We start from the raw sequence: 18,716 nt of genomic DNA, 5'->3' as shown, positions 1-18,716 counted from the left end.
CTTCCTCACTGCTCGCGGCTTTGCCTGAAGGGGCGTCAGGCCAGAAACCCTCCCTGGCGCTATGCAGTCGTACTCAAACCATATTTAAGGTAAAGAACAGAATGGCTAAACACCTTTTCACGTCCGAGTCCGTATCAGAAGGACATCCCGATAAAATCGCCGACCAGATCTCCGATGCTGTGCTGGATGCGATCCTGGAACAGGATCCTAAAGCGCGCGTGGCCTGCGAAACCTACGTCAAGACCGGTATGGTGCTGGTTGGCGGTGAAATCACGACCAGCGCATGGGTCGATATCGAAGAGATCACCCGTAAAACTGTACGTGAAATCGGCTATGTTCATTCCGATATGGGCTTTGATGCCAACTCCTGCGCAGTATTAAGCGCGATTGGTAAACAGTCTCAGGATATCAACCAGGGCGTTGACCGTACCGATCCGCTGGAACAGGGCGCGGGCGACCAGGGCCTGATGTTCGGCTATGCCACAAACGAAACCGACGTGCTGATGCCTGCGCCGGTGACCTATGCGCACCGTCTGGTTCAGCGTCAGGCTGAAGTCCGTAAAGATGGTACGCTGCCGTGGCTGCGTCCGGATGCCAAGAGCCAGGTCACCTTCCAGTATGACGACGGCAAAATTGTCGGCATCGATGCCGTGGTTCTGTCGACCCAGCACGCCGAATCCATCAGCCAGAAAGATCTGCAGGAAGCGGTGATGGAAGAGATCATCAAGCCGGTTCTGCCAGCAGAATGGCTGAGCGCTGGCACCAAATATCACATCAACCCAACCGGTCGCTTTGTGATCGGCGGCCCGATGGGCGACTGCGGCCTGACCGGCCGTAAAATCATCGTGGACACCTACGGCGGCATGGCGCGTCACGGTGGCGGTGCGTTCTCCGGTAAAGATCCCTCCAAAGTGGACCGCTCTGCAGCCTACGCCGCACGTTACGTGGCGAAAAACATCGTAGCGGCCGGTCTGGCCGATCGGTGTGAAATCCAGGTCTCCTACGCGATCGGCGTGGCTGAACCGACCTCTATCATGGTGGAAACCTTTGGCACCGAGAAAGTCTCCACCGAGCAGCTGACGCTGCTGGTGCGCGAGTTCTTCGACCTGCGTCCATACGGTCTGATTCAGATGCTGGATCTGCTGCACCCGATCTACAAAGAGACCGCCGCTTACGGTCACTTTGGTCGCGAACATTTCCCATGGGAAAAAACCGACAAAGCCGCCCTGCTGCGTGAAGCGGCTGGCCTGTAAGGTCACCGGCTGCTGACCAGACCCTGCCCCCGGGCAGGGTTTTTTTATTCTTTTTTCAGCCCCATCACCATCGGCAGGCGCAGGCTTCCCCCCTTCCCGCACGCTGTGCAGCCGCAATTTCTGGCCTGACTCCCCTGCAAAAAACACCCTCTCAGGCGTGCGTTTTTCGCGTCAGCGCAATTTCTTATTTCTCAGCTACACTTCCTTTCGCTTTTTCTGACAACAAAATGTTAACGATTACAAATTGAAATGCTTTGTTTTTCCGATATTTAAGATTTAACGCACGTAGTTATTCTTCTGAAAATGCGTTATTTTCAGCGTCGTCTGATAGCCGGTAAACAGAGCATTGTCAGAAACTTAATGAGTGCTATACCTCACTGATTAATGAATCTTTACGAGAGAAATAGGCTGAATTTCAGGGTTTCAGCATGTGTAAGCGATTACACTGATGTGATCGGTTTCACTTTTTTCTCGCAAAAGGTTTTTTAACATCGATAAAAACAATGATGGATAAACCTGGAGGCTAAAATGCCCGGCAATACACACAAAAGCAGAACTTCAAATAAGGCGATGACCTTATTTGTCTGCTTTCTGGCGGCCCTTGCGGGTCTGCTGTTCGGTCTGGATATCGGCGTTATCGCCGGTGCCCTGCCGTTTATCGCAAAGGATTTCAACGTTACCGCGCATCAGCAGGAGTGGATCGTCAGTTCCATGATGTTTGGTGCCGCCGTCGGCGCGATCGGCAGCGGCTGGATGTCCTCCCGTCTGGGCCGTAAAAAAAGCCTGATGACCGGGGCGATCCTGTTCGTTATTGGTTCACTCTGGTCGGCGATGTCGCCGAACCCGGAAATGCTGATCAGCGCCCGCGTTCTGCTGGGCCTGGCTGTCGGTATCGCCTCGTATACTGCCCCGCTCTATCTTTCTGAAATTGCACCGGAAAAAATTCGCGGCAGTATGATTTCGCTGTATCAGCTGATGATTACTATCGGTATCCTGGGTGCCTACCTGACCGATACCGCGTTCAGCTTCACCGGCAACTGGCGCTGGATGCTGGGCATCATTACGATTCCGGCACTGCTGCTGCTGATTGGGGTTTTCTTCCTGCCAAACAGCCCACGCTGGCTGGCGGCGCGAGGCAACTTCCGCGATGCGCAACGCGTACTGGATCGTCTGCGTGATACCAGCGAGCAGGCGAAACGTGAGCTGGAAGAGATTCGTGAAAGCCTGAAAGTTAAGCAGTCTGGCTGGGGTCTGTTCACCAGCAGCAGCCACTTCCGCCGCGCGGTCTACCTCGGCATCCTGTTGCAGGTGATGCAGCAGTTTACCGGCATGAACGTCATCATGTACTACGCGCCGAAAATCTTTGAAATCGCAGGCTTCGCCAACACCACCCAGCAGATGTGGGGCACGGTGATTGTGGGTCTGATTAACGTACTGGCGACCTTTATTGCCATCGGTCTGGTGGATCGCTGGGGCCGTAAACCGACCCTGATTCTGGGCTTTATGGTGATGGCGGCCGGTATGGGCGTGCTGGGTACCATGCTGCACTTCGGCATTCACACGCCGGGCGCGCAGTACTTCGCTATCGGTATGCTGCTGATGTTCATCGTAGGCTTTGCGATGTCAGCCGGACCGCTGATCTGGGTACTCTGTTCCGAGATTCAGCCGCTGAAAGGCCGCGATTTCGGTATTACCGTCTCCACCACCACCAACTGGATCGCGAACATGATCGTGGGTGCGACCTTCCTGACGATGCTGAACACGCTGGGCAATGCCAACACCTTCTGGGTCTACGCGGCGCTTAACCTGTTCTTCATTCTGCTGACGGTAATGCTGATTCCGGAGACCAAAAACGTCTCGCTGGAGCACATCGAACGCAATCTGATGGCCGGTAAAAAACTGCGCGATATCGGTTCACGCGACTAAGATAACGCACGAAAAAAAGGGCGGGGTTTCTCTGGAAACCCCGCCCTTTTTATTGCTTCAGCGTGTCAGGATGAGGATGTCATCCGCGCCGCCGGCAAGGTGCGCGGCAGACAGCAGAGCGCCAGCGCCATAATGAAAATGGTGGCGGTCTGATTATAGGGCAGCACCGAGTCCGTCAGCCCGCAGATAAACAGCCCTGCGATCGGCAGCGCCACGCCGCGCAGATCGCACCGCTTCAGCCAGCCCGCCAGCACGGTCAGATAGAGTAGCGCCAGCGACAGCGTTCCCAGCCAGCCCTGCAGCGTCGTGACCTCCAGAAACTCATTGTGCATGTTGTATTTGACGTTGGTGTAGCCTTCGATATTGAGAGGATAGTGCGCCATGATGAACTTCCGCGCCTCGGTCGTGCGCGCATCCGGCGTCGCAAAACCCTGGTGATGTTCGATAAAGTCCATCGCCCCACCCCAGATGGCCACGCGCGCGCCCAGCGAGGTCGAACTGTTCGAACCGTAGTTCTCAATATCCTGAACGCCTTCCACCCAGCGATTACCGGTCATCAGCACCAGCACCGCCAGCAGTCCCACCAGCAGCGAGCCTGTCCGCCAGCTGGCGAACAGCGCCAGCCTGTAGGTCTGTAACAGGAACAGCAGCCCGACCGCGACCAGCGCAAGCAGGGTAACGCGGGTGCCGCACAGATAGAGCAGCGCCAGGGTCACGGCCAGCGCCGCGACATCGGCCACTTTCCAGTAGCCGTGCGTCTCAAAGCGACTCAGCCAGAGCCAGGCGCAGTAGATAAACAGAATCATGTAGGAGGACATGGAGGCCGCTTCGGTGGTGAGCTTGATGCGGACATTCTCCGTGTAGAGATGCTCGTGGATCCCGAAGCCCAGCGTGATCAGTAGCCCCGCCAGCATCAGCAGCCTGCCGATGCGCAGCGTGGTAAGCGAGACCCGCTGTCCGTAAATCGCCAGACTGAGCAGGACAAAGGCGCCCAGCAGCAGACGCTTCGCGCCCAGCAGATAGTTACCGATATTGGTAATGGCGTCGGTCGATGGCGCGGTTTCGATGCCCCTGACGTGAATCGCCCAGAACAGACGAATCAGCGCGAAGAGGATCAGCACCGCAAACAGGATCAGATAAAAACGGTTCTCTTTGAAGTCCATCCGCCTGCGCACCACGCCATACAGCACGGAGGCGACGGAGAGATAGGAGACCAGATAGAAAATCTTTTGTGGCAGGCCCGTAACAAACATATTCAGCGACAGCGCCAGGCAGAGCGCAATAACCGAGAAATTCACCAGCAACGTCAATCCGTTGCGGCCGGTTTTAATCGTCATGTTTAACCTCAGTCAGGCGGCTAAACACACTCAGCAGGTGCTTCATATAATTTTCCTCATAAAAACCGGTAATGCTCGCTTTGATAACCTGATGCTCAGGGAAGTGAAAATCGTCGTTCATGGCGTTGAGAATCGCGGCCAGCGCCATGCTGTCATTCGTGGGGTAGAGCTGACCATTCAGACCGTTCTGAATAATTTCCGCTGGCCCGCTGACGCAGTCGGATGAAACGCAGTAGACGCCGCGCGACATCGCCTCCAGCAGGATCAGCGGAAAGCCCTCAAAGTTAGAGCTCATGATCAGACAGGAGACCTCTTTGATATGGCTGCTGACATAGGCCCAGGCATTCTCCTGCCAGCCATGCCAGGTGATGCGATCCTGAATGCCGAGCTGCGCCACATATTCCTGACAACGCGCCAGATCCTCACCATCACCCACAATCTCCAGCGTCCAGGGCACGCTGAGCTGATGCAGGGCATCAAAGAGATCTTTCAGCTGTTTCTGGCGCTGATAGTGAACACGGCCAATATAGAGAAACTTCAGCGCCTGCGGCCTGCCAATCACCACGTCGCTGCGCCTGACGGGGTTGTGGATGACGTCGACATCGGCAGCCGGGACACCCAGCTCCACCAGCTGCTGTTTGATCTGATGACTGATCGCAAAATGGTGGTCGGCCCGTCGCAGATAGTGCGGACGGTAGCGATCCCGCGGGGGCAGATGCATCCAGCTCGACAGAACGATCTTACGGCCGGAGAGCGCGATTGCCCGGCGGGCCATTAACGTAGGGATCGTATTGAGGGTCAGCACATGGTCGGGCCGATAGCGACGGAAAAAGGCGGCCATTCTCAGCGTATGAATCAGATTCTTTATCTTTTTATTCCGCAGCGTGCAGACGCTCTCGGCTAAAACGGCGTTGGCGGTCCAGGCGCGGGAGTGGCTCTCTTCGCCGCTGTTGATAATAAACAGCCCCGCTTCCGTTCCGGCTTCGGCATTCAGAGCGGTAATCAGCTGACAGGTCACATTTTCCATGCCGCCCCGGCCAGCCATCAAATCGGTCACCAGCACTATCCGCTGTTTCCTGATGTTCTTATTTTTCATTGCGTTGTCCGTACACTCTGCCATCCGCCTCTTATCCATCCACTCTGCAGTGAACCTTAACGACAGGATATTCTATAAGAGGCCATAACCCTATTTAATCCATCAGTTTCAGGCCGTCGCCCGGCCTCTCAGGGCAGGATCGTGGTTGCAGATAATCTGGCGGGAAACTGGCGGCAAAGTATAGCTACTGTGCGGCCGTTTTTCGCGGACAACGTTGAGTTCCGACGCGGCGGCGACTATTCTGGGCGCCATGAAAACGCCCCGACTTCCCATCGCTCTGCAGCAGGCCGTGATGCGCTCGCTGCGCCAGTCGCTTGAACGCGCCAATCAGGTGCTGGAGAGCGCCTGGCCCGAACCGAAACTGCTTTACCAGCAGCGCGGCACCGCGGCAGGCACCGCCTGGCTCAACGCCTGGGAGATCCGCCTCAATCCGGTGCTGCTGCTGGAAAACCAGCAGGCCTTCATCGATGAGGTGGTGCCGCATGAGCTGGCGCATCTGCTGGTCTGGAAGCAGTTCGGTCGCGTTGCCCCGCACGGCAAAGAGTGGAAATGGATGATGGAGCAGGTGCTGGGCGTACCGGCACGGCGTACCCATCAGTTTGAGATCGCCTCTGTGCGCAGCAACACCTTTGCCTACCGCTGTCAGTGTCAGCAGCATCAGCTGACCGTGCGCCGTCATAATCGCGTGCTGCGCAAAGAGAGCGAATACCGCTGCGTACACTGCGGCAGCCTGCTGATCGCGGGCGAGTTTATCGCGACCTGAGCACACTCCCCATTCCGCCCTATTCTACATTCTGTTAACCTGCCGCCCTTTTTCGTACTAAGTAGAAATCCGGAATATGTCTCGCACACTCACTCTGGCGCTTGCGCTGCTGTTTGCGCCCGCCGCTGGCGCCCTCGACCTGACTAACTATCACCAGAACACCTTCCAGCAGGCTAAAACCTATGCGGCGGCGATCAACGCCGATGCGCCTGGCTCGTTCTACTGTGGCTGTAAAATAACGTGGCAGGGGAAAAAAGGCGTTCCCGACCTCAACAGCTGCGGCTATCAGGTGCGCAAAAACGCCAACCGCGCCGCGCGCATTGAGTGGGAACATGTGATGCCGGCCTGGGAGTTTGGTCATCAGCGCCAGTGCTGGCAGGCGGGCGGCCGCAAAAACTGCAGCAAAGATCCGGACTATCGTCGTATCGAAACCGACCTGCATAACCTGCAGCCTGCGGTGGGTGAAGTGAACGGCGACCGGGGCAACTTCGCCTACAGCCAGTGGAACGGCAGCGAAAAGCAGTATGGCCAGTGCGAAATGAAGATCGACTTCAAACTCAAACAGGCTGAGCCGCCTGCGCGGGCGCGCGGCGCGATTGCCCGCACCTACTTCTACATGCGCGATCAGTATCACCTGCGTATTTCGCGCCAGCAGACGCAGCTGTTTACGGCCTGGGATAAGCTCTATCCGGTCACAAAATGGGAGTGTGAACGCGACCAGCGCATCGCCAGAGTGCAGGGCAATCACAATCCTTATGTGCAGCAGGCTTGCCAGCGCTAAAATCCCTGCCCTACACTAGCTTTTTTTCCCATGACGCCGCCCCGTGCGGCGTCCGGTTTCAGGAACCCTATGCGCATACCTCGCATCTATCACCCCGATCCCCTCAGCATCGGCAGTGAAATTACCCTGGATGAAGATGCATCCAACCATGTCGGCCGGGTGCTGCGGATGACGACCGGTCAGCATCTGGAACTCTTTGATGGCACTAATCTGACTTTTGCAGCAGAGATCACGCATGTTGATAAAAAGCGTGTAAAAGTATCGGTCACAGAGAGCCAGCCGGACGATCGCGAGTCGCCCCTGCACCTGCATTTAGGCCAGGTGATGTCGCGCGGTGAAAAAATGGAATTCACTATCCAGAAATCGATCGAACTGGGCGTGAATGTCATTACACCCTTGTTTTCCGAGCGCTGTGGCGTAAAGCTTGATGCTGAGCGTCTGGCAAAGAAGATCCAGCAGTGGCAGAAAATTGCGATTGCCGCCTGCGAGCAGTGTGGCCGCAACCGTGTGCCGCAGATTCGTGACGCGATGACGCTGGAGGCCTGGTGTGCGGAGGCGGACAGCGGTCTGAAGCTGAACCTGCATCCCCGCGCCAGCCACAGCATCAACACGCTGCCGCAGCCTGTTGAGCGGGTGCGGCTGCTGATTGGCCCTGAAGGCGGGCTGTCTGCGGATGAGATTGCGATGACAGCCGGGCACGGTTTTACTGACATTCTGCTTGGCCCACGGGTACTGCGAACCGAAACCACCGCGCTGACGGCCATTACGGCACTTCAGGTGAGGTTTGGCGACCTGGGTTAAGCGATACTTTCAGCGGTGAGAGCGCAGGCATGATGTCCTGATTGATCGGCCCACTGCAGACCGAACCAGACGAGGCGGCAGACGCCGCCTCACCGAGGAGATAATAATGATTAAACTTGGCATCGTGATGGACCCAATTTCGTCCATCAATATTAAAAAAGACACCAGCTTCGCCATGCTGCTGGAAGCCCAGCGCCGTGGTTACGAAATTCACTACATGGAGATGCAGGATCTCTCCCTGCGCGGTGGCGTGGCCTCTGCCCGTACCCGCCTGCTGAGCGTCGAGCAGAACCCTGACAGCTGGTATCAGTTCGGCAGTGAGCAGGTGATCCCGCTGGCCGATCTGAACGTTGTGCTGATGCGTAAAGATCCCCCTTTCGACACCGAGTTCATCTACGCGACCTATATTCTGGAGCGCGCGGAAGAGCTGGGTACGCTGATCGTCAACAAACCGCAGAGCCTGCGTGACTGCAACGAAAAGCTCTACACCGCCTGGTTTGCCGAGTTCACGCCTGACACGCTGGTCACCCGCAGCAAGGCGCAGCTGCGCGACTTCTGGCAGGAACATGGTGACATCATCATGAAGCCGCTGGATGGCATGGGCGGCGCCTCTATATTCCGCGTGAAGAAAGATGATCCGAACTTTGGCGTTATCACCGAAACCCTGACCGAACATGGCAGCCGCTTCTGCATGGCGCAGAACTACATTCCGGCGATCAAAGAGGGTGACAAACGTGTGCTGGTCGTGGATGGCGAGCCGGTGCCTTACTGCCTGGCGCGTATCCCGCAGGGCGGCGAAACCCGTGGCAACCTGGCCGCCGGTGGACGCGGTGAAGCGCGCCCGCTCAGCGAAAGCGACTGGGAAATTGCACGCCGTGTCGGCCCGACGCTGAAAGCAAAAGGGCTGATTTTTGTCGGTCTGGACATCATCGGTGATAAACTAACTGAAGTTAACGTGACCAGCCCGACCTGCGTGCGTGAAATTGAGGCTGCGTTCCCTATCTCCATCACCGGCATGTTGATGGATGCCATTGAGAAACGCCTGGGCTGAGCAAGACGCCGGGGCGAGGCTCCGTGATCAACCCAATACCGGTGCGGCCGTCGCGTGCCGGTTATTTTTTTGGTACATCGTGTGAGAATGAATTTACAACATCACTTTTTGATTGCCATGCCTTCATTGCAGGATCCTTTCTTCAAACGTTCCGTGGTCTATCTCTGCGAACACAATGAAGAGGGGGCAATGGGACTGATCATCAATAAACCCATGGAAAACCTGACGGTTGAAGGCATTCTGAAGAAGCTGAAAATCTCCGCTGACGATCGCGATCCGGCGATCCGGCTGGACAAACCGGTCTTTACCGGCGGTCCGCTGGCGGAAGATCGCGGCTTTATTCTGCACTCAGCGCAACGCACTTTTACCTCCAGCATTCGTGTCTCCGATAACACGATCATCACCACGTCCCGTGACGTGCTGGAGTCGATCGGCACCCCCTCTCAGCCAGCCAACGTGCTGGTGGCGCTGGGTTACTGCGCCTGGGAGAAAGACCAGCTGGAGAATGAGCTGATGGAAAACGCCTGGCTGACCACACCCGCTAACAGCAACATCCTGTTCCAGACGCCGGTGTCAGAGCGCTGGCGCGAAGCGGCGCGCAGTATCGGCGTCGATATTCACAACATGGCCAGCGACGCCGGACACGCCTGATGTCAACACAGACTCTGTTAGGTTTCGACTTCGGCACCAAAAGTATTGGTGTCGCCGTGGGTCAGCAACTCACCGGCAGCGCCCGCCCGCTGGCGGCGCTGAAAGCGCAGGATGGCACACCGGACTGGCTGGTAATCGAAAAACTGCTGAAAGAGTGGCAGCCCGATTTCGTGGTGGTAGGACTGCCGCTGAATATGGATGGTACCGAGCAGCCGCTGACCGCACGCGCCCGTAAGTTCGCTAATCGCCTGCATGGCCGCTTTGGCATCCGGGTTGAGCTGCAGGATGAACGCCTCAGCACGGTAGAAGCGCGGGCCGGGCTGTTCGAGCGCGGCGGCTATCGTGCGCTCAACAAAGGGTCGGTCGATTCACAGTCTGCCGCCATTATTTTGCAGGACTGGTTCGAAAACCATTACTGATGCCCGCTAGATAAGACCGGCGGCCTGCCGCGCCAGGCGGCTCTGCTCAAACGTCTGCATTCCGGCCTGCGCGCCGGTCTGCAACAGCGCAGGGATCTGGTGCATCTTCCCCTCGCGGATCAGATTGGTGATGCCGGGCGTGGCGATCAGTATCTCAAACAGGGCGATGCGCCCGTCCGCCGCTGCGGGCACCAGGCGCTGCGCGATCACCGCCTTCAGGCTGCCCGCCAGCTGGCTCCGGACCAGCGGCTTCTCCTCCGCCGGAAAGACATCCACCAGCCGATCCACCGCCTGCGCTGCGCCGCGGGTATGCAGCGTCGCCAGCACCAGATGACCCGTCTCCGCCGCCGTCAGCGCCTGACGAATGGTGTCGCTGTCGCGAAGCTCACCCAGCAGGATAACGTCCGGATCTTCACGCAGCGCCGCCCGGATCCCCAGCGCGAACGACGCGCAGTGCAGTCCGATTTCCCGCTGCTGAATCAGCGACTGCCGGCTCTGATGAATAAACTCAATCGGATCCTCCAGCGTGATGATATGACGCGCCTGCTGACGGTTCAGCGTATCCACCAGCGCCGCCAGCGTGGTGGATTTGCCGCTGCCCGTCGCCCCGGTCACCAGAATCAGGCCATCCTGCTGCGCCAGCAGTGGGGGCACGCTGGCGGGCAGCTGCAGTTCTGCCAGCGTCGGGCAGGTCGTGGCGATAATCCGCAGCGCCAGCGACAGCCCCTCGCGCTGCCTGAACAGATTCGCACGCAGCCGTGAGCCGTCCGCCAGGCTCAGGGCAAAATCGATCTGGCCCGCCTGCGCCAGCTGCTGGCGCTGTGCGTCACTGAGCCACTGCGCCATAAACTGCGCGATCCCGTCGTCGGCGATCCGGGGCTGCTGCGGCAGTGTCTCCAGCCTTCCCTGCCGCCGCCAGCAGGGCAAATGTCCGCTGCAAAGGTGCAGATCGGCGGCATTATGCTTTACACTAAGCGCCACCATTTCATCCAGATTCATGATTTCTCCTGACTATGACCTCAATCCAGCAGAACCTACAGCAAGTGCGGCAGAGAATCGCCGCCGCTGCCGCGCGTTGCGGCCGCGCACCAGAAGAAATTACCCTGCTTGCAGTCAGCAAAACCAAACCTGCGAGCGCGGTCGAAGAGGCGTTTGCCGGTGGCCAGACAGCCTTTGGCGAAAATTACGTTCAGGAGGGGGTTGAAAAGGTTCAGGCGCTGGCCGCACATCCTGAGCTGGCGTGGCACTTCATCGGCCCGTTGCAGTCCAACAAAAGTCGTCTGGTGGCGGAGAATTTTGCCTGGTGTCATACGATCGACCGTCAGCGCATCGCGCAGCGGCTCAACGATCAGCGGCCTGCGACGCTGCCTCCCCTGAATGTATTAATTCAGGTAAATATCAGTGACGAGAACAGCAAATCTGGCATCATGCTGGAGGCCGTTTCCGGGCTGGCAGAGCAGATTGCGGCCCTGCCGCAGCTGCGGCTGCGGGGACTGATGGCGATTCCGGCCGCGGAGAGTGACTACGCGCGGCAGCTGGCGGTATGTCAGCAGATGGCAGAGGCTTTCCGGCAGTTGCAGCAGCAGTATCCGGGTATTGATACGCTCTCGCTGGGAATGAGCGATGACATGGAGGCGGCAATCGCCGCAGGCAGTACAATGGTGCGTATCGGCACCGCCATTTTTGGCGCACGAGACTATGCGCACAACTCACAAAAATAACAGAGGAACTTCATGTTAACACTGACGTTTTTAGTTAAAACGCTAATCGATCTCTACGTGATGGTGCTGCTGCTGCGCATCTGGATGCAGTGGTCGCGCTGCGATTTTTATAATCCCCTGGCGCAGTTTGTCGTGAAAGTAACGCAGCCGGTTGTGAAGCCGCTACGCCGCATCATTCCGGCGCTGGGGCCGATCGACACCGCCTCGCTGCTGCTGGCCTTTGTGCTGACGACGCTGAAATACCCGATTCTGCTGCTGATTCAGGTCGGCGTGTTCTCTGTCGATCCGACCAATCTGCTGGTCGGTCTGCTGTCGCTGCTGAAATCTGCCGGATATCTGGTCTTCTGGGTCATCATTATCCGCTCACTGATGAGCTGGATCAGCCAGGGCCGTGGCCCCGTGGACTATCTGCTGGTGCAGTTAACCGAACCGCTGATGGCCCCCATTCGCCGTATTCTGCCTGCGATGGGCGGCATCGATTTTTCGGCGATGATCGTCATCCTGGTGCTGTATGCCCTGAACTTTCTCGGCATGGACCTGTTCCCGGGTCTCTGGTATCTGCTGTAAATGAATCAAACTGGAACCGTTATGCAAAAAGTTGTCCTCGCCACCGGCAACCCCGGCAAGGTACGTGAACTGGCGGAGTTACTCTCCGCTTTTGGTCTGGATATCGTCGCACAGAGTGACCTCGGGGTTGAGTCGGCGGAAGAGACCGGCCTGACCTTTATTGAGAATGCGATTCTCAAGGCGCGTCACGCGGCGCAGATCACCGGCTTACCGGCGATTGCCGATGATTCGGGCCTGGCCGTGGATGCGCTGGGCGGCGCGCCTGGCATCTACTCGGCGCGCTATGCCGGCGAGGATGCCAGCGATCAGCAGAATCTGGAGAAGCTGCTGCAGGCGCTGGAAAATGTGCCGGACGGTCAGCGTCAGGCGCAGTTTCACTGCGTGCTGGTCTATCTGCGTCATGCGGAAGACCCGACGCCGCTGGTGTTCCACGGCAGCTGGGCGGGTGAGATCACCCGCTCTGCCTCTGGCAACGGTGGCTTTGGTTACGACCCGATTTTCGCTGTTCCGGCGCTGGGTAAAACCGCTGCCGAGCTGAGCAAAGCGGAAAAAGGTGCCGTGTCTCACCGGGGTAAAGCATTGACGCTGTTGCTGGAAGCGATGCGTAATGCCTAATCTGCCGCCACTGAGTCTCTACATCCACATTCCATGGTGCGTACAGAAGTGTCCCTACTGTGATTTTAACTCCCATGCGCTGAAAGATGAGGTGCCGCACGTTGAATACGTGCAGCACCTGCTGCGCGATCTGGAGATCGACCTGCCGCTGATTCATGGCCGTGAAGTGCGCACGATCTTTATTGGCGGCGGCACACCCAGCCTGCTGAGCAGCAGCGCGATGCAGATGCTGATGGATGGCGTCCGGGCGCGTCTGAACCTGGCGCCGGATGCAGAAGTGACCATGGAAGCCAACCCCGGCACCGTGGAAGCGGACCGCTTCAGCGCCTATCAGCGCGCCGGTATTAATCGTATTTCGATTGGCGTTCAGAGCTTCAGTCCGCAGAAACTGCAGCGTCTGGGCCGTATTCATGGCCCGGAAGAGGCGGTTCGCGCCGCTGAGCTGGCGGCTTCTCTGTCGCTGCGCAGCTTTAACCTTGACCTGATGCATGGCCTGCCCGATCAGTCGCTGGAAGAGGCGCTCGACGATTTACGCCGGGCGATAGCGCTGAATCCGCCGCATCTCTCCTGGTATCAGCTCACCATCGAGCCCAACACCCTGTTTGGCTCGCGCCCGCCGGTGCTGCCGGATGATGATGCGCTGTGGGATATCTTCGAACAGGGCGATCGGCTGCTGCGGGAGGCCGGTTATCAGCAGTATGAAACCTCCGCCTATGCGAAGCCGGGCTACCGCTGTGAACACAACCTCAACTACTGGCGCTTTGGCGACTATCTGGGGATTGGCTGTGGTGCGCATGGCAAGCTGACGCAGCCGGATGGCCGCATCGTCCGCACGGTGAAAACCCGCCATCCGCGTGGCTTTATGCAGGGTAACTACCGCGAAAAGCAGTATGATGTGGCAGACAGCGACAAGCCGTTTGAATATTTCATGAACCGTTTTCGCCTGCTGGAAGCCGCGCCGCGCGACGCGTTCAGCCGCTATACCGGCTTAGCCGAACAGGCGATCCGTCCACAGATGGATGCCGCCATCGCTGCCGGTTACGTGATCGAAACCCCGGCGCAGTGGCAGATTACGGAGAAAGGGAAACTGTTCCTGAATTCGCTGCTGGAGCTGTTCTTAGCGGAAGAGTAAGCAGGACGCCTCAGCCCGGCAGGCTGAGGCGTTGACTTAGTTTTTCAGTGCGCCAGCGAGCTGTTTACGCTGGTCTTCCAGGGCGATGACGCGGTTGCAGACTTCGTGACCGAAGTTCTGGAAATCCTGCTCCTGTTTGCTCCACTCAGCCTGAATCGACTGCTGCAGACCACCCAGATTTCCCATAATCGCCTGCAGCGGGTTGCTGCCGCCACTGCCCTGCTGACTGCCCATCTCATTCAGACTGTCCTGCATCACGCCGCCCAGCGTCGACTGCACCAGCCGTTCGCCTTCGGCGCGCACCTTGTCGATCGCCTGATGGTGGAACGTCAGACCATCTTCGCGATGCTCAATGATGCGGTTCATCTGCTGTTTCAGCTGACCGTTCAGGGTCGTCAGACGGTTACGGACGTTGCTGCCGCTTCCCAGCTTTTCGACGATGACCCGATCCAGTGCCGCACGCCCTTTCTCCAGACGTGACGTCGCCCCGCTGTCAATCCAGGGGAGATCGCGGCGCAGCGCATTCTGGTAGTCGATCGCTTTCTGACGGCCGGCCGCATCCAGCGTGACCCGCTTTCCGTTGGACTGCACATCGCCCTGCGGCGAGATTTCCATGTTGCCGTTGGCCCCGACCACCTGCACGCTCTGCGGCTTAATCACCACGTCGTCCTGCGGCTTAACGCTGCATTCATAGGCGGCCTGCGCCTGGGTCGCTGCCACCAGCAGCACAGCAAGAAGCGCTTTACGCATCATATCCACTCCCTAACATCTGGTCTGAAACCGTTCAGCGATCGGGACTCAGCCCGACGCTGTGTAACTGAAAACCTGGCCCGCGATACGCATCGGGGGCGTGGCTATTAGTCCCACCAGACGTCAAAGAGTTCCGTCATCTGCACATCCTGCAGCTTGCGATCTTCCAGCCATTTGCGCACCAGCGCACGATGTTCTTCGGTGCATTTGCCGGTTTTCTGCAGGCAGACCAGACCTTCCCACACCAGATAGCCGCTGCCATCGAAGGCCAGACCGTTAGGATCGATCGCTTCATTGATGAACTGGTTCAGCGTCTCATCGATTTCGCTTTCGCTGGTGCCTTCCGGGAAGCGCCAGGCAACGGAGAAGCCCAGCTCCTGAAACTCGTCGATGTGCAGTTTTTTACGTAAACGGCGGCTGCGTTGTGTGGCCATTATTTCACCCTCTCAAACATTAAATCCCATACGCCGTGGCCTAAACGCTGCCCGCGCTGCTCAAACTTGGTCAGTGGACGCGTTTCAGGACGCGGCACGTAATTCTGTTGTTCTGACTGATTGCGATAGCCGTCGATGCTGTTCATCACTTCCAGCATATGTTCGGCGTAGGCTTCCCAGTCGGTCGCCATGTGGAATACGCCACCCGGTTTCAGCTTGCGCATCACCAGCTCGGCGAAAGGCACCTGAACGATACGGCGTTTGTTGTGACGCGCTTTATGCCAGGGATCGGGGAAGAAGAGCTGAACCATGCGCAGCGAGTTATCCGGAATCATCTTCTCCAGCACTTCCACCGCGTCATGACACATTACCCGCAGGTTCTGCACATCGGCCTCTTTTGCCGAGGCCAGGCAGGCGCCGACGCCCGGCGCATGCACCTCAATGCCCAGGAAGTTCTGGTGCGGCGTGTTCTGCGCCATGGTCACCAGCGAAGCGCCCATGCCAAAGCCGATCTCCAGCGTCACCGGGGCCTCACGGCCAAACAGTTCGGTCAGATCGACGGGTTCCGGCTGATATTCCACGCCCATAACCGGCCACAGGGTATCCAGCGCCTGCTGCTGGCCTTTCGTTAAGCGACCCTGGCGGCGCACAAAGCTGCGGATCCGGCGCAATGGCCGCCCGTTCTCATCAAATTCTGGGGTGATGACGTCATTAATCATGTAAAAGCCTGCTGGTTAGCCTGTTCCGGGAAACGGGCATTATGCAAAGTTCATAAGCAGAAGCAAGCCTTTGCAATCTTCCGGTTTACACCCAGGTGCGCATGTGCTGGAATTCCTGCCTGAGTGTAGAGTAAACACGGAAAATTTCCTTCTTATGATGCAAGCGCCGCAGTTCGCGCAACAGGTGCTGGACTGGTATCAGCGCTTCGGTCGCAAAACCCTGCCGTGGCAGCTGGAGAAAACGCCTTACAAGGTGTGGCTCTCCGAAGTGATGCTCCAGCAGACCCAGGTTGCCACGGTTATCCCCTATTTTGAGCGTTTTATGGCGCGTTTCCCCACGGTCACCGATCTGGCTGCGGCACCGCTGGACGAAGTGCTGCATCTCTGGACCGGCCTTGGCTACTACGCCCGTGCGCGTAATCTGCACAAAGCCGCAAAGCAGGTGGTCGAGGTGCATCACGGCGAGTTTCCGCAGACCTTTGAGGATGTCTCCGCCCTGCCCGGCGTTGGCCGCTCGACGGCAGGCGCGATTCTGTCGCTCTCGCTCGGTCAGCATTTCCCGATTCTGGATGGCAACGTCAAGCGCGTGCTGGCCCGCTGCTACGCCGTCAGCGGCTGGCCGGGTAAAAAAGAGGTCGAGAAACGGCTCTGGCAGATCAGCGAAGAGGTCACGCCCGCCAGGGGCGTCAGCCAGTTCAATCAGGCAATGATGGATCTGGGGGCGATCGTCTGTACCCGCTCGAAACCGAAGTGCGAGATCTGCCCGCTGAACAGCGGCTGTGAGGCCTACGCCAGCAGCAGCTGGGCGAGCTATCCCGGCAAGAAGCCGAAGCAGGTGCTGCCGGAGCGCAGTGGCTGGTTCCTGATGATGCAGGATGGCGATGAGGTCTGGCTGGAGCAGCGGCCGCCGGTGGGCCTGTGGGGCGGTCTGTTCTGCTTCCCGCAGTTCACCTCCGAAGCGGCCATGACCGACTGGCTGGCGGCGCGTGGCATCCATGATAAACCGCAGCAGCTGACCGCCTTCCGTCACACCTTCAGCCATTTCCATCTGGATATCGTTCCGATGTGGCTGGCATGGCCTTCTGCCGGGCCGGCGATGGATGAAGCAGGCGGTCTCTGGTATAACTTAGCGCTGCCACCATCTGTGGGATTAGCCGCACCCGTTGAGCGCCTGTTGCACGAGCTGCGCCATCCCCGACAACTGGCGTTGAACAGTTGTGAGATTAATGAGGAAGAGTAATGAGCCGCACGATTTTTTGTACTTTTTTACAGCGCGACGCGGAAGGACAGGATTTTCAGCTCTACCCGGGCGATCTGGGTAAGCGTATTTACAACGAGATTTCCAAAGAAGCCTGGCAGAAATGGATGGCCAAACAGACCATGTTGATCAATGAAAAGAAGCTCAACATGATGAATCCTGAGGATCGTAAAGTGCTGGAGAAGGAGATGATTAATTTCCTGTTCGAAGGCAAGGACGTTCATATCGAAGGCTATACTCCGCCAGAAGCGTAAACATTCCGGGCCTCTTCAGGGAGGCCGGTTATCCAGGTCAGGCTTGCACTCCCAATGAATAAAAAATTAATCGCCTTGTTGGTGATAGCACCACTTTTGGTCTCCTGTTCCGGGTCGAAACATCAGCAGTCCCACGAAGAGTGGGTAAAAGATACCAACGGTTTTGATATTCTGATGGGGCAGTTTGCTCACAATATTGAGAATATCTGGGGTATCAATGAGGTCCTGATTGCCGGACCGAAAGATTACGTCAAATACAGCGACAACTATTACACCCGCAGCCACATCAACTTTGAGAGCGGTAAGCTGACGATCGAAACGATCTCAGGCACCGATCCGATGGCCAGCCTGCGCCAGGCGATCGTGACCACCCTGCTGATTGGTGAAGATCCGGGTAATGTCGATCTCTACTCCGATGCCAACGACATCGAGATCAGTAAAGAGCCGCTGCTCTATGGTCAGGTACTGGATAACACCGGTCAGCCGATTCGCTGGCAGGGCCGCGCTGAAGCCTTTGCGGACTATCTGATCCAGCACAAACTGATGCGCCGCACGTCCGGCCTGCATGTGATTTACTCTATTTCGATTCCGATGGTGCCGAACCACCTCGACAAGCGTGCACACAAATATTTGCCGATGGTGCGGAAAGCCGCCGAAGAGTACGGTGTCGATGCATCGCTGATCCTGGCGATTATGCAGACCGAATCGAGCTTTAACCCCTATGCGGTCAGCCACTCGGATGCGCTGGGCCTGATGCAGGTCGTGCAGCATACCGCCGGTGTGGATGTGTTCCGCATGAAGGGCAAATGGGGCAAACCGAGCCGCAGCTATCTGCTGGATCCGGAGAACAACATCGACGCCGGTACGGCCTATCTGGCGCTGTTGCAGCGCAACTATCTGGGCGGCATTCAGGACCCACTGTCACGCCGCTATGCGGTGATCACGGCCTATAACGGCGGGGCTGGCAGCGTGCTGCGCGTCTTCTCAAGCGATAAAGATCGGGCGTTTGCGATGATAAACAATATGTCGCCGAATAAGGTTTATCAGACCCTGACCAGTCAGCATCCGTCGGCGGAGTCGCGCCGTTATCTCTATAAGGTGAGTACCGCACAGCGGAGTTACAGAGGGTTCTGATTGGGGGGGCTCGCTGCGCGGGGGAAGTTTGCTGCGCAAACGGGCCCGGCTTCG

General features: G+C 57.8%; 21 protein-coding genes. 15 read left to right on the top strand and 6 right to left on the bottom strand.

Going from position 1 to position 18,716, the window contains the following annotated elements; translation table 11 throughout:
- Positions 1 to 101: 101 nt before the first annotated feature.
- Together metK and J1C59_RS03765 are read left to right on the top strand one after the other, a co-directional pair.
- Entirely contained in the window at positions 102 to 1,253 is a 1,152-nt protein-coding gene (gene metK, locus J1C59_RS03770; protein WP_140917291.1) for a methionine adenosyltransferase, read from the top strand.
- Positions 1,254 to 1,781: 528 nt separating this feature from the next.
- On the top strand, positions 1,782 to 3,179 hold the full coding sequence (locus J1C59_RS03765; protein ID WP_111140652.1) for a sugar porter family MFS transporter: 1,398 nt from the start codon (positions 1,782 to 1,784) through the stop codon (positions 3,177 to 3,179).
- 65 nt (positions 3,180 to 3,244) lie between these two features.
- Here J1C59_RS03765 and J1C59_RS03760 read toward each other — a convergent pair whose 3' ends face one another.
- Complete coding sequence (locus tag J1C59_RS03760; RefSeq protein ID WP_167498281.1) at positions 3,245 to 4,516, bottom strand: O-antigen ligase family protein; 1,272 nt, start codon at positions 4,514 to 4,516, stop codon at positions 3,245 to 3,247.
- Positions 4,506 to 5,612, bottom strand: coding sequence for a glycosyltransferase (locus tag J1C59_RS03755; protein ID WP_422615479.1), 1,107 nt, complete (start codon positions 5,610 to 5,612; stop codon positions 4,506 to 4,508). Before J1C59_RS03755 ends, J1C59_RS03760 begins: the two co-directional genes overlap by 11 nt.
- A gap of 250 nt (positions 5,613 to 5,862) precedes the next feature.
- Here J1C59_RS03755 and J1C59_RS03750 point away from each other — a divergent pair, with 250 nt between their 5' ends.
- The 6 genes from J1C59_RS03750 to ruvX all read left to right on the top strand — a co-directional run bounded on the left by J1C59_RS03750 (position 5,863) and on the right by ruvX (position 10,078).
- Positions 5,863 to 6,375: a SprT family zinc-dependent metalloprotease gene (locus tag J1C59_RS03750; RefSeq protein ID WP_128083962.1), complete on the top strand. Its 513-nt coding sequence runs from the start codon at positions 5,863 to 5,865 to the stop codon at positions 6,373 to 6,375.
- Between the two features lie 76 nt (positions 6,376 to 6,451).
- Positions 6,452 to 7,156, top strand: coding sequence for a deoxyribonuclease I (gene endA / locus J1C59_RS03745; RefSeq protein ID WP_128083909.1), 705 nt, complete (start codon positions 6,452 to 6,454; stop codon positions 7,154 to 7,156).
- 69 nt (positions 7,157 to 7,225) lie between these two features.
- Positions 7,226 to 7,957 carry a 16S rRNA (uracil(1498)-N(3))-methyltransferase gene (gene rsmE / locus J1C59_RS03740; protein WP_128083908.1) on the top strand — a complete coding sequence of 244 codons (732 nt, stop codon included), beginning with the start codon at positions 7,226 to 7,228 and terminating at the stop codon, positions 7,955 to 7,957.
- 106 nt (positions 7,958 to 8,063) lie between these two features.
- Positions 8,064 to 9,008 carry a glutathione synthase gene (gene gshB / locus J1C59_RS03735; RefSeq protein ID WP_128083907.1) on the top strand — a complete coding sequence of 315 codons (945 nt, stop codon included), beginning with the start codon at positions 8,064 to 8,066 and terminating at the stop codon, positions 9,006 to 9,008.
- A gap of 87 nt (positions 9,009 to 9,095) precedes the next feature.
- On the top strand, positions 9,096 to 9,659 hold the full coding sequence (locus J1C59_RS03730; RefSeq protein WP_128083906.1) for a YqgE/AlgH family protein: 564 nt from the start codon (positions 9,096 to 9,098) through the stop codon (positions 9,657 to 9,659).
- Positions 9,659 to 10,078: a Holliday junction resolvase RuvX gene (ruvX, locus tag J1C59_RS03725; protein ID WP_128083905.1), complete on the top strand. Its 420-nt coding sequence runs from the start codon at positions 9,659 to 9,661 to the stop codon at positions 10,076 to 10,078. Before J1C59_RS03730 ends, ruvX begins: the two co-directional genes overlap by 1 nt.
- Positions 10,079 to 10,084: 6 nt before the next feature.
- On the opposite strand, the gene J1C59_RS03720 is transcribed toward ruvX, so the two are convergent.
- A complete protein-coding gene (locus tag J1C59_RS03720) occupies positions 10,085 to 11,077 on the bottom strand; it encodes a type IV pilus twitching motility protein PilT (RefSeq protein WP_140917292.1) in 993 nt (330 codons plus the stop codon).
- 14 nt (positions 11,078 to 11,091) lie between these two features.
- On the opposite strand from J1C59_RS03720, the gene J1C59_RS03715 reads away from it, so the two are divergent.
- Genes J1C59_RS03715 through hemW form a run of 4 tightly spaced genes read left to right on the top strand, consistent with a single transcriptional unit; the run spans position 11,092 to position 14,113 of the window.
- A complete protein-coding gene (locus J1C59_RS03715) occupies positions 11,092 to 11,799 on the top strand; it encodes a YggS family pyridoxal phosphate-dependent enzyme (protein WP_128086619.1) in 708 nt (235 codons plus the stop codon).
- A gap of 12 nt (positions 11,800 to 11,811) precedes the next feature.
- Positions 11,812 to 12,366, top strand: a complete 555-nt coding sequence (locus J1C59_RS03710) for a YggT family protein (RefSeq protein WP_128086618.1) — start codon at positions 11,812 to 11,814, stop codon at positions 12,364 to 12,366.
- A gap of 21 nt (positions 12,367 to 12,387) precedes the next feature.
- Entirely contained in the window at positions 12,388 to 12,981 is a 594-nt protein-coding gene (locus tag J1C59_RS03705) for an XTP/dITP diphosphatase (RefSeq protein ID WP_128086617.1), read from the top strand.
- Positions 12,974 to 14,113 (top strand): radical SAM family heme chaperone HemW, encoded by a 1,140-nt coding sequence (gene hemW, locus J1C59_RS03700; RefSeq protein ID WP_128086616.1) that lies wholly within the window; start codon positions 12,974 to 12,976, stop codon positions 14,111 to 14,113. The genes J1C59_RS03705 and hemW overlap by 8 nt, the downstream gene beginning before the upstream one ends.
- 36 nt (positions 14,114 to 14,149) lie before the next feature.
- On the opposite strand, the gene J1C59_RS03695 is transcribed toward hemW, so the two are convergent.
- The 3 genes from J1C59_RS03695 to trmB form a co-directional block, all read right to left on the bottom strand.
- Positions 14,150 to 14,866 carry a YggN family protein gene (locus J1C59_RS03695; RefSeq protein WP_128086615.1) on the bottom strand — a complete coding sequence of 239 codons (717 nt, stop codon included), beginning with the start codon at positions 14,864 to 14,866 and terminating at the stop codon, positions 14,150 to 14,152.
- Between the two features lie 104 nt (positions 14,867 to 14,970).
- Complete coding sequence (locus J1C59_RS03690; RefSeq protein WP_128086614.1) at positions 14,971 to 15,297, bottom strand: YggL family protein; 327 nt, start codon at positions 15,295 to 15,297, stop codon at positions 14,971 to 14,973.
- Positions 15,297 to 16,016, bottom strand: a complete 720-nt coding sequence (gene trmB, locus J1C59_RS03685) for a tRNA (guanosine(46)-N7)-methyltransferase TrmB (protein ID WP_128086613.1) — start codon at positions 16,014 to 16,016, stop codon at positions 15,297 to 15,299. Before trmB ends, J1C59_RS03690 begins: the two co-directional genes overlap by 1 nt.
- Positions 16,017 to 16,170: 154 nt before the next feature.
- Here trmB and mutY point away from each other — a divergent pair, with 154 nt between their 5' ends.
- The 3 genes from mutY to mltC are packed head-to-tail and all read left to right on the top strand — an operon-like array spanning position 16,171 to position 18,662.
- The gene (mutY, locus tag J1C59_RS03680) at positions 16,171 to 17,256 is read left to right on the top strand and encodes an A/G-specific adenine glycosylase (protein WP_128086612.1); all 1,086 of its coding nucleotides are present in this window, start codon (positions 16,171 to 16,173) and stop codon (positions 17,254 to 17,256) included.
- Entirely contained in the window at positions 17,256 to 17,528 is a 273-nt protein-coding gene (locus J1C59_RS03675; RefSeq protein WP_128086611.1) for an oxidative damage protection protein, read from the top strand. Before mutY ends, J1C59_RS03675 begins: the two co-directional genes overlap by 1 nt.
- A 54-nt stretch (positions 17,529 to 17,582) precedes the next feature.
- Positions 17,583 to 18,662 (top strand): membrane-bound lytic murein transglycosylase MltC, encoded by a 1,080-nt coding sequence (gene mltC / locus J1C59_RS03670; RefSeq protein WP_128086610.1) that lies wholly within the window; start codon positions 17,583 to 17,585, stop codon positions 18,660 to 18,662.
- Positions 18,663 to 18,716 lie beyond the last annotated feature (54 nt).

Origin of the sequence: Pantoea deleyi (assembly GCF_022647325.1) — a bacterium.
In the GTDB taxonomy this organism is placed as follows: domain Bacteria; phylum Pseudomonadota; class Gammaproteobacteria; order Enterobacterales; family Enterobacteriaceae; genus Pantoea; species Pantoea deleyi.
Note: the sequence above shows the minus strand (reverse complement) of the source record. Positions and strands in the feature narration are given on the sequence as shown.